11 protein-coding genes and 1 pseudogene are annotated in these 12,844 nt (G+C 70.7%); 7 read left to right on the top strand and 5 right to left on the bottom strand.

Annotated elements, in window-relative coordinates:
• Window positions 1-36: 36 nt before the first annotated feature.
• Both C468_RS02150 and C468_RS02155 read left to right on the top strand, forming a co-directional pair.
• Window positions 37-1,512 carry an APC family permease gene (locus C468_RS02150; RefSeq protein ID WP_008847235.1) on the top strand — a complete coding sequence of 492 codons (1,476 nt, stop codon included), beginning with the start codon at window positions 37-39 and terminating at the stop codon, window positions 1,510-1,512.
• Window positions 1,512-2,360, top strand: coding sequence for a hypothetical protein (locus C468_RS02155; RefSeq protein WP_008847236.1), 849 nt, complete (start codon window positions 1,512-1,514; stop codon window positions 2,358-2,360). Before C468_RS02150 ends, C468_RS02155 begins: the two co-directional genes overlap by 1 nt.
• Before the next feature lie 18 nt (window positions 2,361-2,378).
• Here the strand turns inward: C468_RS02155 and C468_RS02160 are convergent.
• Both C468_RS02160 and C468_RS02165 read right to left on the bottom strand, forming a co-directional pair.
• Window positions 2,379-3,205 (bottom strand): annotated as a pseudogene (locus C468_RS02160) (HisA/HisF-related TIM barrel protein).
• A 111-nt stretch (window positions 3,206-3,316) separates the two neighbouring features.
• Window positions 3,317-4,162: a hypothetical protein gene (locus tag C468_RS02165; RefSeq protein ID WP_008847237.1), complete on the bottom strand. Its 846-nt coding sequence runs from the start codon at window positions 4,160-4,162 to the stop codon at window positions 3,317-3,319.
• 234 nt (window positions 4,163-4,396) lie between these two features.
• Between C468_RS02165 and C468_RS02170 the strand changes: the two genes are divergently transcribed.
• The 5 genes from C468_RS02170 to C468_RS02190 all read left to right on the top strand — a co-directional run bounded on the left by C468_RS02170 (window position 4,397) and on the right by C468_RS02190 (window position 10,676).
• The gene (locus C468_RS02170) at window positions 4,397-5,758 is read left to right on the top strand and encodes a thiamine ABC transporter substrate-binding protein (protein ID WP_008847238.1); all 1,362 of its coding nucleotides are present in this window, start codon (window positions 4,397-4,399) and stop codon (window positions 5,756-5,758) included.
• A 7-nt stretch (window positions 5,759-5,765) separates the two neighbouring features.
• Window positions 5,766-7,604: an ABC transporter permease gene (locus tag C468_RS02175; RefSeq protein WP_008847239.1), complete on the top strand. Its 1,839-nt coding sequence runs from the start codon at window positions 5,766-5,768 to the stop codon at window positions 7,602-7,604.
• Window positions 7,594-8,742, top strand: a complete 1,149-nt coding sequence (locus C468_RS02180; RefSeq protein WP_008847240.1) for an ABC transporter ATP-binding protein — start codon at window positions 7,594-7,596, stop codon at window positions 8,740-8,742. The genes C468_RS02175 and C468_RS02180 overlap by 11 nt, the downstream gene beginning before the upstream one ends.
• A 468-nt stretch (window positions 8,743-9,210) precedes the next feature.
• The gene (locus C468_RS02185; protein WP_008847241.1) at window positions 9,211-9,471 is read left to right on the top strand and encodes a DUF7561 family protein; all 261 of its coding nucleotides are present in this window, start codon (window positions 9,211-9,213) and stop codon (window positions 9,469-9,471) included.
• 95 nt (window positions 9,472-9,566) lie between these two features.
• Window positions 9,567-10,676: a pyridoxal-phosphate-dependent aminotransferase family protein gene (locus C468_RS02190; protein WP_008847242.1), complete on the top strand. Its 1,110-nt coding sequence runs from the start codon at window positions 9,567-9,569 to the stop codon at window positions 10,674-10,676.
• 9 nt (window positions 10,677-10,685) lie between these two features.
• On the opposite strand, the gene C468_RS02195 is transcribed toward C468_RS02190, so the two are convergent.
• From C468_RS02195 to C468_RS02205, 3 genes are read right to left on the bottom strand one after another with little or no spacing between them, the layout of a single operon-like run.
• The gene (locus tag C468_RS02195; protein ID WP_008847243.1) at window positions 10,686-11,015 is read right to left on the bottom strand and encodes a hypothetical protein; all 330 of its coding nucleotides are present in this window, start codon (window positions 11,013-11,015) and stop codon (window positions 10,686-10,688) included.
• Between the two features lie 18 nt (window positions 11,016-11,033).
• Window positions 11,034-11,333: a DUF424 domain-containing protein gene (locus C468_RS02200; RefSeq protein WP_008847244.1), complete on the bottom strand. Its 300-nt coding sequence runs from the start codon at window positions 11,331-11,333 to the stop codon at window positions 11,034-11,036.
• On the bottom strand, window positions 11,334-12,221 hold the full coding sequence (locus C468_RS02205; protein ID WP_008847245.1) for a tetratricopeptide repeat protein: 888 nt from the start codon (window positions 12,219-12,221) through the stop codon (window positions 11,334-11,336). It abuts the gene before it with no gap.
• Window positions 12,222-12,844: the final 623 nt, after the last annotated feature.

The following is a 12,844-nucleotide window of genomic DNA, read 5'->3' on the forward strand; positions in this document are numbered from 1 at the left end:
GATATTTGTCACGTCAGAGAGTCATTTCGGCACGGTATGGACGACTCAGCGCCCCCCGAGGGGTCCGGCCCGTCCGCCGCGTCCGACCCCTCAGACCAGTCCGGATCGACCGACGGTTCCGGCCCCTCGCCGGCCGGCGTCGAGGTCCCGGACCCCGTCGCCGACGTCGTCGACGCCGACACCGGCGAAGGGGAGCTCGAGCGGACGATCGGGCTCGTCGGCGGCCTCGCGATCGGCGTCGGGACGATGATCGGCGCGGGGATCTTCGTGTTCCCAGGGCTGGCGGCCGAGAACGCCGGCCCGGCGGCGTCGCTCTCGTTCGCGATCGGGGCGGTGATCGCCCTGCTCGTCGCGCTGCCGGCGTCGGAGCTCGCCACGGCGATGCCGCGCAGCGGCGGCGGGTACTTCTTCATCTCGCGCGGACTCGGCAGCGCCGCCGGCGCGATCGTCGGGCTCGGGCTCTGGCTCGGGCTCGTGTTCGCCGCCGCATTCTACCTCGTCGGGCTCGGCAGCTACGCCGGGCAGGTGTTCCTCGAAGCGGGGATCGCGCTCCCGATCGACCCCGCGGTTCCCCTCGGGGTCGCGTTCGGCGTCGGGCTCACGGTTCTCAGCCTCTTCGGGACCGAGAACACCGCGGCGCTCCAGAACGGGATCGTGATCCTCCTCTTAGTCATCCTCACGCTCTTCTTGAGCTACGGCTCGCTCGACGCGCTCGGCGTGTTCGGCGCCGAGACCACGCCGGAGCGCTTCTTCCCGCCCGGCGGGGCGCTGCCGGTGCTCCAGACGGCGGCGCTCGTCTTCACCTCCTACCTCGGATTCGCGCAGGTCGCGACCGTCGCGGGGGACATCACGGAGCCGAGCCGGAACCTGCCGCTGGCGATGGTCGGCTCGGTGATTCTCGTCGGCGTCTTCTACGTCGTCACGATCTTCGTCGCGACGAGCGCCTTCGGCAGCGTCCGCCTCGGCGAGTTCGGCGAGACGGCGATGGTCGAGGTCGCCCGGTCGTTCGTCGGGCTCCCGGGCGCGCTGGCCATCGTCGTCGCGGGGCTGTTGGCGACGTTCTCCAGCGCGAACGCCTCGATACTCAGCGCCTCCCGCGCGGTGTACGCGGTGAGCCGCGACGGGATCATCCCCGAGACCGCGAGCCGGCTCAACCTCTCGTACGGCACCCCGCACGTCGCTCTCGGCCTCGCCGGCGGTCCGATCGTCGTGCTCGCCGCGACGGGGCAGGTGGCGCTGCTCGCGGAGGTCGCCTCGTTCCTCCACCTCGTGATGTACGGGCTGATCTGCGTCGCGCTGATCCAGCTCCGCCGGGAGCGGCCGCCGTGGTACGACCCGGCGTTCCGCTGTCCGGCCGGGTTCGCGGTCGCCGGCGTCGGCGGGCTCGCGAGCTTCGCGCTGATCGCGTTCATGCAGCCGGCGTCGATCGGCGTCGGCGCCGCCATCATGATCGCGGCCTACGGTTGGTACCGCTACTACGCGACCGATGTCGAACTCAAAGGAGACTTTTGATGACCGACACACCCACGGACGACGGCGGCAAACAGGCACCGAGCGACGACAAAGGGGCGATCGACGAGCAAGTGGAGCGCGACAAAGTGGCGAGCGGCGAACAGCCGGAGGCGGGAGAGCCGACCGAGACCGACCGGCCGGCAGTGCTGGTCCCCCTGGAGGTGCTGGAGGGCGAGTCGCTCCCGAACGGCACCCCGGAGCTGCTCGCGAACGCGCACGTCGTGCTGCTCGGGTATCACGTCATCCCCGACCAGACGGCGACCGAACAGGCGCGCGAGCAGTTCGGTGAGACGGCGATGTCGAAGCTCGAGGAGTTCGCCGACGCGCTCGCCGCGGCCGGGGCCGACGTCGAAACGAGACTCGTGTTCACACACGACAAGGAGACCACGATCGACCGGCTCATCTACGAGTACGAGTGTCTCGCGGTGTTGGTTCCGAACAGCACGGAGCGCGTGGAGTCGGTGCTCGTCGCGCTCCGCGGGACGGTCGGCGTCGGACGGAACACCCGGCTCGTCACCGGGCTGTTCGCCGACGCGGGCGTCGACGTGACCCTGTACCACGCCCTCGACGAGGGCGAGACCCGCGACGACGGGGAGTCGTTCTTAAATGGGGTGAAAACGGACCTCGTCGAGCGCGGGATCGCCGCCGACAGGATCGAGACGCTCGTCGAGGACGCAGACGCCTCGATCGACGCGATCGCCGGCCACGGCGAGGCCCACGACGTGGTCGTGATGGGCGAGACGGACCCGTCGGTCACGACGTTCGTCTTCGGGATGCCGTCGGAACAGGTCGCCGAGCGCTTCCTCGGCCCGGTGTTGGTCGTGCAGCGAGAGCGACCGGAGGAGTGATCGGCGGACGGTCGCGATTCAGACCTCGTCGGCGGCCGCCTGCGCCTCCCGCAGCGTGAATCGCCCCTCGTACAGCGCGGTCCCGACCACGACCGCGGCCGCGCCGGCCGCCTTCAGACCCGCCACGTCGTCGGTTGTCGCCACCCCGCCGGAGGCGATCACGGGAATGTCGACCGCGTCGACGACGCTCTCGACCGCCCCGCGGTCGATCCCCTCCAGCTGTCCCTCCACGTCGACGTTCGTGAAGAGGACCGCGCCCGCGCCCAGTTCCTCGTAGCGGGCGGCCGCCTCGGCGGGGTCGAGACCGGTCCCCTCCGTCCACCCGCTCACGACGACCTCGCCGTCCTTCANGGGGCCGCCTCGGCGGGGTCGAGACCGGTCCCCTCCGTCCACCCGCTCACGACGACCTCGCCGTCCTTCGCGTCGAGGCTGACCACGACGCTGTCGGGGTGCGTCTCGTCGATCTCGGCGACGATCTCGGGGGTCTCGACGGCCGCGGTCCCCAAGATCACGCGGTCCAGCCCCAGGTCGAGGAGTTCGCGCGCGCCCTCGGCGGTCCGGATCCCGCCGCCGAGCTGGAGGCCGACGGGGGCGTCGGCCGCGTCGGCGCCGACCGCCTCCACCACTGCCTCGATAGCGTCGGCGTTGACGCGTTCGCCCTCGAACGCGCCGTCGAGGTCGACGAGGTGGAGCGTCTCGGCGCCCGCCTCGATCCAGCGCTCGGCGGCCTCGACCGGGTCACCGTACCGCTTGCCCGTGCCGCGCTCGCCGCCGACCAGCTGGACGACTTCGCCGTCCTGCACGTCGACGGCGGGGATCACCTCGAAGGAAGGGAAGTGGCTCATACCGGGGTACAGCCGCGGGCGCCGATTAAACGGGTCGGTTCCGGCGTCGCCGCGGGCGGGGCGGCACCGCGGTCCGGTCGGCTCCGGGGAGTCCGCGAACCGCGGCCGCGCTCACTCGACGGAGATGAGCAGCAGCGAGATGTCCTCGTCGAAGGAGCCGGGATCGGTCGCGAGGGCCTCGGCAGCGTCGGCGTCCACGAGGCCGCCGATCGCGGTCTCCGCGTCGACGCCGTCCGGGAGCGCCCCGCCGATCGTCTCGGTGAGCCGCTCCGCCGGGTGCGCGCCGCCGGCGACGAGCACGTCGGTGCCGTCGTGCCAGACGCCCAACCGGGACGCGATCGGCACCGCCTCGGAGAAGTCCGTCGTCGACCCGTCGGGAAGCGGGATCTCGCCGTCGAAGTCGAACTCGCCCTCCAGCTGCCACGTCGTCGCGGTGTGACGGGACTTCACGGTGCTCGTCCCCTCGTCGACGATCTCGACGTTCTCGATCCCGCTGGCGCGCAGCTGGGACCGGAACGCGTCGACCGCGGCCGACTCCACCTCCGTCATCAGCCGCTCCCGGCCGATTCCGCCCGGGAGGGTGTCGACCGCCGGTCGGACGTCGATCCGGGTGGCGAAGAAGACGACCGGCGACCCGCTCGCGCCGAACGCGTCCGACAGCGCCTCGGCGACCGAGACGTACTCGTAGATCCGCGTGTGTTCGAGCGCGGTCACCGTCACCGGCCCGTACGACTGCTCGAACACCGTGCTCTCCGACTCGTCGAGGAGCCGCCAGTCGTCGATCCGGTCGCTGGTCACCGTCGGCGCCGGAACCGGCCCCTCGCGGGTCCCCAGACAGCCCGCCAGCCCCGCGGCGGCGGCGGTCGCGCTCCCCGCGAGCAGGCGTCGGCGCGTGACGCCGCTCGATCCCGTCGTCGCGCTCGTCCCGTTCGTCTCCCCCGTCGGGTCCTCGCTCATAGCGATCCGAACTCCGGGGCGCGGTAAATCGGTGTCGGCGCCGGTATCGGGACTGATACCGCCGAATCCGCGGCGCCGCGTGGCGCCGCGGCGTCGCGCCGGCCTGCGCGCTCCCGTTCTGTTCCCGGATCGTTCCGCTGGACCTCGTTTCGCCGTCGGTCGTCCCCTCGGCCGCCGCAACCGTCGCCGCGGACACGGATCGCTTATGTAACCACTGGGTGTAACAACTCGGTAATGGTCACCGACGACGCGACCGAGGCGGACCGGCGCGACGCCCACGACGATCGGCAGGCGGACTCTGCGGACGACCGGCCGGCGGACTCTGCGGACGACCGGCCGGCGGACTCCGCGGACGACCCACAGGTGGACGCTCTCGGCACCGCCGGCCGACGAGCCGGCCGCTCCGGGCGCCCCACTCGCCGGCGCTTCCTCGCGCTCGGGGGCGCGGCGGGGGCCGTCGCGCTCGCGGGGTGTAGCGCCGAGCCGACGGATGGCGGAGACGGGTCCGACGGAAGCGACGGAGACGACGGGTCCGACGGAAGCGACGGAGACGATGGGACCGACGGCGAGGACGGCGAGGACGAGGAGACGCCCACGCTGACGGTCGCGACCTACAGCAGCTTCATCGACGCGCCGTCCGTGAGCCCCGGCGAGTGGCTCAAAGAGGAGTTCGAGTCCCGCGTCGACGCCGAGCTGGAGTGGGCCACCCCGGACAACGAGGTGAACTACTACGTCGAGCGCGCCGACTCGGGCGCGTCGATCGACGCCGACCTCTACGTCGGGCTCACCACCGAGGACCTGGTGCGCGTCGACGAGACGCTCGACGACGACCTGTTCGCCGAGCGCGGCGAGATCGAGAGGTTCGACGACGTGCGCGAGGGGCTCCTGTTCGACCCGTTCGACCGCGCCGTCCCCTTCGACACCGGCTACGTGAGCCTCGTGTACGACGGCACCGCGACCGAGGCCCCGGAGACGTTCGAGGGGCTGCTCGACGACGAGCACGCGGGCGCGCTCATCGCCCAGAACCCCGGCGCCTCGACCACGGGGCGGTCGTTCCTGCTCCACACGGTCCACCGGTTCGGCGACGGACCGGACGGCGCAGTCGAGGGCGCGGACGGCGACCCCGACTACGACTACCTCGACTACTGGGCGGCGTTACAGGACAACGACGTGCGCGTGCTCGGCTCGTGGGACGACGCCTACGCCGCGTGGAGCGAGGGCGAGGCCCCGATGGTCGTCTCCTACTCGACCGACCAGGTGTTCGCGGACATGGAGGGCGAGGACCTCGAGGAACACCAGATCCGCTTTTTGAACGATCAGGCGTACGCCAACCCCGAGGGGATGGCCGTCTTCGCCGACGCCGACGAGCCGGAGCTCGCGCGCGAGTTCATGTCGTTCATGCTGGAGCCGGACGTGCAGGGGCAGATCGCCGAGCGCAACGTCGCGTTCCCGGCGACCGACACGGCCGAGCTCCCCGACGACTACGCCGAACTGGCGCAGGAGCCGTCCGAACCGGTGACGTTCACGTACGACGAGCTCCAAGGATCGGTCAGTGAGTGGGTCGAAGACTGGGAGCGGCAGTTCGCCGGGAACTGACGGCGGCGTGTCAGACGCCAGCCGCGGCCCCGCCGGCGACGCCGCCGACCCCCGCCGAACCCGCACCCTCCGCGACCGCGTCGCGGGAGGCCTCCGCGGCCGCCTCCTGACCGCGCTCGCGCTCGTCACGAGCGCCGTGCTCGTCGCCGCGTTCTACTACCCGGTCGGCACGGTCCTGATCGAGGCGGTCGTCGTCGACGGCGTCCCCACCCTCGCCGTGTTCGCCGAGCTGCTGCGCGACCCGTTCTACTTCGGGGAGCTCGCTCGGCTGTTCGCGGGCGAGCCGCCGCTCGCGGTCGCGCGGGGCCTCCTCTCGCCGGACCGCCGGCTCGGGATCGTCGGATTCACCGCGTATCAGGCCGCGCTGTCGACGGTCGCCAGCGTCGCCCTGGGGCTCCCGGCCGCCTACCTCCTCGCGCGATTCGAGTTCCGGGGGCGGCGCACCCTGCGGTCGCTGACGATCGTCCCGTTCGTCCTCCCGTCGATCATGGTCGCGGTCGGCTTCGTCGCCACGTTCGGTGACAACGGTACGCTCAACGCGGTTCTCGGCGCGCTCGGACTCCCCCCGGTCGACCTGCTGTTCACGCTCGAGGCGATCGTGATCGCCCACGCGTTCTACAACGCGCCGCTCGTCGCCCGGGTGACGACCGCGGCGTGGGAGTCGGTCGACGCGAGCGCGGTCGAGACCGCCCGGAGCCTCGGCGCGGGCCCGCTCCGGGCGTTTTACGACGTGGTCGCGCCGCAGGTGTACCCCGCCGTGTTGACGGGCGCGGCGCTCACCTTCGTGTTCACGTTCGGCACCTTCCCCATCGTGCTCGCGCTCGGCGGGTTCGAGCTGGCGACCGTCGAAGTGTTCGTCTACCGGCTCGTCCGCGACCTGAACTACGCCGAGGCGGCCGCGCTGGCGATCGTCGAGCTGGTGATCTCGCTGGGCGTGCTGCTCGCGTACCTGCGCTACGAGGCGCGAAACACCGTCAGCTCGCGGGGCGTTCGGCCCCTCCCGCGCAAGTCCCTCTTCCCCGAGTCCCCCTCCGTCCGCGAGGTGCTCCCGCGGCTCGGGCTCGCCGCCTACGCCGTCGTCGCGGGGCTCGTCTTCGTCGCGCCCATCGCCTCCATGGTCCTCGCGAGCGTCACCGGCGGGGACGGCGCGCTCACGCTCGACCACTACCGGTTCCTGATCGACCGCCAGCAGACGGGGGCGGCGTTCCAGGTGCGCCCGTGGCCCGCGATCCGCAACTCGCTGGCGTTCGCGAGCGCCGCGACCCTGCTCGCGCTCCCGATGGGGGTCGTCGTCGCGGTGCTGACGACCCGGCGGTACCGCGGGCGGAAGCTGGTCGACGCGGCCGCGATGGCCCCGCTCGCCGTCTCCGGGATCGTCGTCGGCCTCGGGCTCCTCCGCGGGCTCGTCTTCGGCGTTGAGATCGCGGGGTGGCGGTTCGCGGCGACCGGCGCGGTCGCCATCGTCGTCGCGCACGCGGTCGCCGGCTACCCCTTCGTCGTCCGGACGGTCGCGCCCGGGCTGGAGGGGCTTGACCGCTCGCTGATCGAGTCGGCGCGGGCGCTCGGCGCGTCGCGGGCGCGGGTGATCCGGGACGTGGAGCTGCCGCTCGTGTGGCCCGGCGTCGTCGCGGGCGCCGCGTTCGCGTTCGCCATCTCGATCGGGGAGTTCACGGCGACGGTGGTGCTCGCGACGGGCGCCGACGCGTACACGATGCCGGTCGCCATCGAACGGTTCATCGGGCGCCGGCTCGGACCGGCGACCGCAATGGGCGTCGTCCTGCTGGTCGTCACCGGGCTCAGCTTCGTCGTCATCGAGCGGCTCGGAGGTGAGACGCGTGGGCTCTGAGGGGGCGGCCGGGGGCGTCGACGACGACGCGACTGACGCTCCGCCCGCCGTCGAACTCGACGGCGTGACCAAGCGCTACGGCGACACCGCCGCCGTCGACGACGTGAGCCTCCGCGTGCGCGAGGGGGAGTTCTTCACGCTCGTCGGCCCCTCGGGGTGCGGGAAGACGACGACGCTCAGGCTGATCGCGGGGTTCGAGGAGCCCTCTTCGGGGACCGTCCGTTTCTCGGGCGAGTCGGTCGCCGGCGTCCCCCCGGAGGACCGCGACGTGGGCGTCGTCTTCCAGAACTACGCGCTGTTCCCGCACATGGCCGTCGGCGAGAACGTCGGGTACGGGCTCAACTTCGCGGACCCGCCCGAGGGGATGCGCTGCAACGAGCGCGTCGCGGAGCTGCTCGAACTGGTCGACCTCCCGGACGCCGCCGACCGCGACCCCGAGAGCCTCTCGGGCGGGCAGCAGCAGCGCGTCGCGATGGCTCGCGCGCTCGCGCCCGGTCCCGACCTGCTCCTCCTCGACGAGCCGATGAGCGCGCTCGACGCGCGGCTCCGCGAGCGCCTCCGGGTGCAGGTCCGACGCATCCAGTCCGAACTCGGGATCACGACCGTCTACGTCACCCACGACCAGGAGGAGGCGCTGGCGATCTCCGACCGCGTCGCGGTGATGCGCGGCGGGACGCCGGAGCAGGTCGCCCCCCCGCGGACGGTGTACCGCGAGCCGTCGAGCCGGTTCGTCGCCGAGTTCGTCGGCGACAACAACGTGTTCGCGGGGCGGATCACCGACCTCGATCCCGCCGAGAGCGACGGGGCCGCCCGCACCGCCGGCGTCGACGTCGGCGGCGAGCCCCTGCGGGTCGCGGTCGGCGGCACGGGCGACACCGATGTCGCCGTCGGCGATCGCCTCACGTTCTGCGTCCGGCCCGAGTACCTGCGGATCGACGAGGGGGAGAGCCGCGTCCGGGCGACCGTCGCGAGCGCGGAGTTCCTCGGCGAGACGACGCGCGTGACCCTCGACTGGGGCGGGCGCGACCTCCTCGTTCGAACGCGCGACCCCCTCTCCGGCGAGGTCGTCGTCGGCTTCGACCCCCAGGACGCGCACGTGATCGACGACCGGACGCGCGTGACGGACGACGATTTATAAATAGGATTGCAGTGGCGCGCGCCTCTGAGCGGTCGCCCTCGGCGGCCGCGAGGAGCGCGTGCGAGGGAGCCCGCGGCCGCCGGCGGCGGCCGCGGCGAGGCTGGGGAGGCGTGAGGCTGCGGTTGCGGTGCGGTCGGGTGGGACTCAAAGGGGCAGTCGCGAGGACGAAGGCGGCCGCAGCAAGCACCGCAGCGAGGGAGCGACAGCGACCGAGCGAGGAGCGCAGCAAGGCCCCCGAGTCGTCGCGGCTGGGGCTTTGGAGGCGGTCACCGATAATCTGTGGTTAGCAGTTTATAAGTGATCAGCTGGAGCTTTGGAGGCGGTCACCGGCGATCCGAAGTCGCCCGTGTATAACCGACCGACTCGGGCGCTGGCGTGGGTCCCCGCCGTTCCCTCACAATCGGACACTGCGTTCCGGTCCGCGTACGACGGCGACACGCATTACCGCCCCGAACCCCTACCTCGCGTATGGCCTCGGAGTCGTGTGACGTCTGCGAGCGGTCCGTCAGGATCGCCGGCGGGATCGGCGACCTGTGGAACTTCGCGTTCGAATCGACGCAGGGGATGACCCTCGAACTCGCCGACGGCTCCGAGTTCTTCCTCTGTTTCGAGTGCATGGAGGCGCTCCCCGACGACCACGAGCCCACCGCCGACGACGTCGCCGCCCTCCGCGAGCGCACCGAGCCCGTCGAGGAGGGCGGACGCGATCACTTCTGGCACTGGGGGTAGGACGCGATCTGGCCCCGTGAACACCGCTCGCCTTTTGAACGTATCATAAGGAACATACCCCCGCGCGACCCGATACGATCCATCAGGTGGATCCCGTGACGAAGAAACGCGAATACCGCGACGACTACGACGACAAGACGCTGTACATCCCCGGCCCGACGGAGGTCCGCGACGACGTTATCGAGGCGATGACGGAGTCGCCGTTCGGCCACCGGATGGACCGGATGACCGACCTGTACACCACCATCGTCGAGGACACGAAGGAGTTCCTCGGCACCGACAACGACGTGATCATCCTCACGGCCTCCGGGACGGAGTTCTGGGAGGCGTCGACGCTGAACCTCGTCGACGAGCGCGTCTTGGTGCCGACCTGCGGGAGCTTCAGCGAGCGCTTCGCCAACGTCGCCGAGCGGCTCGGCAAAGACGTCACCCGGCTGGAGTACGAGTGGGGCGAGGCCGTCAAGCCCGAGGACGTCCGCGAGGCGCTCGAAGCCAGCGACGAGGGGTACGACATGGTCGCGGGCGTGATGAACGAGTCGTCGACCGGCGTTCGCAACCCGATCGAGGAGCTGGGCGACGTGATCGGTGAGTACCCGGACACCTACTTCGCCGTCGACGCCGTCTCGTCGCTCGGCGGCGACTACGTCGACATCGACGAACACGACATCGACGTGATCTTCGCGTCCACCCAGAAGGCGTTCGCGATGCCGCCGGGGCTGGCGGTCTGCGTCGTCAGCGACGACGCCTACGACCGCGAGGTCGAGAAGGGCGACTCCTCGTGGTACGGCGGGTTCCGCCGCGCCATCGACTACTACGACCGGAAGGGCCAGACGCACTCGACGCCCGCGATTCCGATCATGTTAGCGTACCGCAAGCAGATGAAACACATGCTCGAGGAGGGCCACCGCGCCCGCGACGAGCGCCACCGCGAGATGATGGCGTACGTCCACGACTGGGCGGACGAGCACTTCGCGATGTTCCCCGAGGAGGGGTACGAGTCGCAGACGGTCGCCTGCATCGAGAACACGCAGGGGATCGACGTCGCCGCGACCATCGAGGAAGTGAGCGAGGAGTACGACATGGCCTTCTCGAACGGGTACGGCGACATCGCCGAGGAGACGTTCCGCATCGGTCACATGGGCGAGCACACCGTCGAGAGCGTGAAGGAGCTCACCGACGCGATCGAAGACGTCGCCGACCTGTAGCGCGGTCGGTCAGCAGCGAGACTCTTCTTCCCCGCCCCGTCGCGGCTCGACCAGGTCGATCCGGTACCGTCGCCCGCCGGACCGCGTCTCCTCGACGGCGACGACGACGAACGACTCCTCGCCGACGTCGATCATGTCGCCCGGCGACAGGAGGCCGTCGTCGCCGGACTCGCCGCGTCGCCGCCGGTTCTCCCTCGCGCGGCGGTCGGTGTCGCCGACGACCTCGGGCCCGACGCTGATCGTCCCTCGCTCGGCCGCGATCACGCGGCTCCAGAAGGCGTCCGACGGCGGCCGCGGTCCCACCCGCTCGGCCAGCTCGGCTCTCGTCAGTCGCTTCATCGTGTCATCGCCGGTCGGTCACAGCCAGAGCAGTTGTGCGTGTCGGGTCTCCTCGAACTCCAAGACGGTCTCCTCGTCGACGAGCCCGGCCTCGACGGCGACCCCGACGGCCTCCGTGCCGACGATGTTCGCGACCTGCGCGCGGTGGAGCCCCGCGACGACCTCCTCGGCGGTCGCCTCGACCGCCTCGTCGCCGCCGTAGAACTCCTCGCTGACGGTGATCGTCGCGCGCCCGTTGTCGTACGTCTCCCCGAGGCAGTCGGCGTCGCAGACGGAGACGAGCCGTCCCTCGGCGGTCTCGCGCTCGCGGAGGAGCATTTAAAGGCCCTCAGGTCCCTCGCCCTGGAGCTCTCGCTCCGGCTCCTCGCGCGCGCCGCCCTGCCCGCCGCGACCGCCGGGCCCTCCGCCGGCTCCGGGCCGACCGCCCTGTGCGGCCCGTCCGCCGGGGCCGGGCGCCTGTCCGGTCTGTTCTTCGACCATCTGCTCTTCCGCCTCGCGGCGGATCTCCTCGGCGCGGTCGGCGACCTCCTCGGCCTGCTCGTGCTCGCCGGCCTCCTCTAACGCGCGGGCCTTCTCCTCTAAGACGCCCGCGCTCCGGTAGCCGAGGCGGATCGCGTTGTCGAAGCAGCTGACGGCGTCCTCGGCGAGCCCGCGCTCCACCAGCAGGAACCCCCGGTTGTACCACGCTTCCGCGAAGCGCGGGTCGGTCTCGACGGCGCGCTCGGCGTGTTCGAGCGCCTGCTCGCCCCGGCCAGACTCCCAGAGCGCGTACGCGAGGTTGGTCTCGGCGGTCGCGGCGTGCTCGGAGTCGTCGTCGATCCGCAGCGCCTCCTGGTAGGCGCCGGTCGCCTGGTCGTACTCCTCGAGCTCGGCGTGGGCCGCGCCCTTGTTCACCCACGCCTCCTGGGCCTCCAGCGAGTCCTCCTCGGCGAAGCTGGCGGCGCGCTCGAACGTCTCCGTCGCCTCCTCGAAGCGGTTGATCCCCATGTACGACAGCCCCACGTCGATCAGGCGCTCGACGTCGACGGCGTCGCTCTCGACGTTGCGCTTGTCCATGATGTCGGTGAGGACGCGGGAGTCGACGGGGTCGACCGTGTTCGGGTCGGCGTCGATCTCCTCGGGGTCGAGGGTGAACTCCTCGTAGCCGGCGTCGACGCCCTGCCCGGCGGAGAACTCGTGGCGGTCGTCGTCGCGTTTCTCGGTCATATACCCGGTTTTGACGGTCACGATGCGTAAGGGTTGCGTCGGAGGGTTGGGGAAATGGCGGTTCGGATCCGGTGACCCTTCTTCCGATACGGCACGAGGGGGAACAGCCGATCGCTGAACGGTGCGTCTTGCTCGATAGCGGGAGTAGGTATAGCAAATTGGTGAAAGGATGATTTATAAGCGATCGAGTGATGTCACCAGCGGCTGTTTATAAACGATCGACGAGGCGGTGAACACCTGCAAAGCCCCAGCCGCGCTCGGCTCCCACAGCTCGCTGCGCTCCTCAGTCGTTCGCTCCGCTCACTCCCTGCGGTGCTTACGGAAGTTCGAGGAGAAAGCCTCGCGCTTCAGCGCGGAGATGAATCCGACAAACTCCACACTACCCACGTTTGACGTTCCGACGGANGTTCGAGGAGAAAGCCTCGCGCTTCAGCGCGGAGATGAATCCGACAAACTCCACACTACCCACGTTTGACGTTCCGACGGATGGTTTAAGTGAGCGGTCGTCGTACGAACAGGTAACCGAGGCGGCCCGTCCGCCCACCTAATTGGACAATATCGGGATTCCTCGATTCCACGCAGAAAGCATCCCTTTCTGTGCTTGGAGTTCGGGATGTAGGCAG

The organism is Halorubrum kocurii JCM 14978, assembly GCF_000337355.1.
Lineage (GTDB): Archaea > Halobacteriota > Halobacteria > Halobacteriales > Haloferacaceae > Halorubrum > Halorubrum kocurii.

What these genes read in the sequence shown, in the direction of transcription:
- C468_RS02150 (WP_008847235.1), top strand. Translation starts at nt 37, where the DNA reads ATGGACGACTCAGCGCCCCCCGAGGGGTCCGGCCCGTCCGCCGCGTCC.
- C468_RS02155 (WP_008847236.1), top strand. Translation starts at nt 1,512, where the DNA reads ATGACCGACACACCCACGGACGACGGCGGCAAACAGGCACCGAGCGAC.
- C468_RS02165 (WP_008847237.1), bottom strand. Translation starts at nt 4,162, where the DNA reads ATGAGCGAGGACCCGACGGGGGAGACGAACGGGACGAGCGCGACGACG.
- C468_RS02170 (WP_008847238.1), top strand. Translation starts at nt 4,397, where the DNA reads ATGGTCACCGACGACGCGACCGAGGCGGACCGGCGCGACGCCCACGAC.
- C468_RS02185 (WP_008847241.1), top strand. Translation starts at nt 9,211, where the DNA reads ATGGCCTCGGAGTCGTGTGACGTCTGCGAGCGGTCCGTCAGGATCGCC.
- C468_RS02195 (WP_008847243.1), bottom strand. Translation starts at nt 11,015, where the DNA reads ATGAAGCGACTGACGAGAGCCGAGCTGGCCGAGCGGGTGGGACCGCGG.
- C468_RS02200 (WP_008847244.1), bottom strand. Translation starts at nt 11,333, where the DNA reads ATGCTCCTCCGCGAGCGCGAGACCGCCGAGGGACGGCTCGTCTCCGTC.
- C468_RS02205 (WP_008847245.1), bottom strand. Translation starts at nt 12,221, where the DNA reads ATGACCGAGAAACGCGACGACGACCGCCACGAGTTCTCCGCCGGGCAG.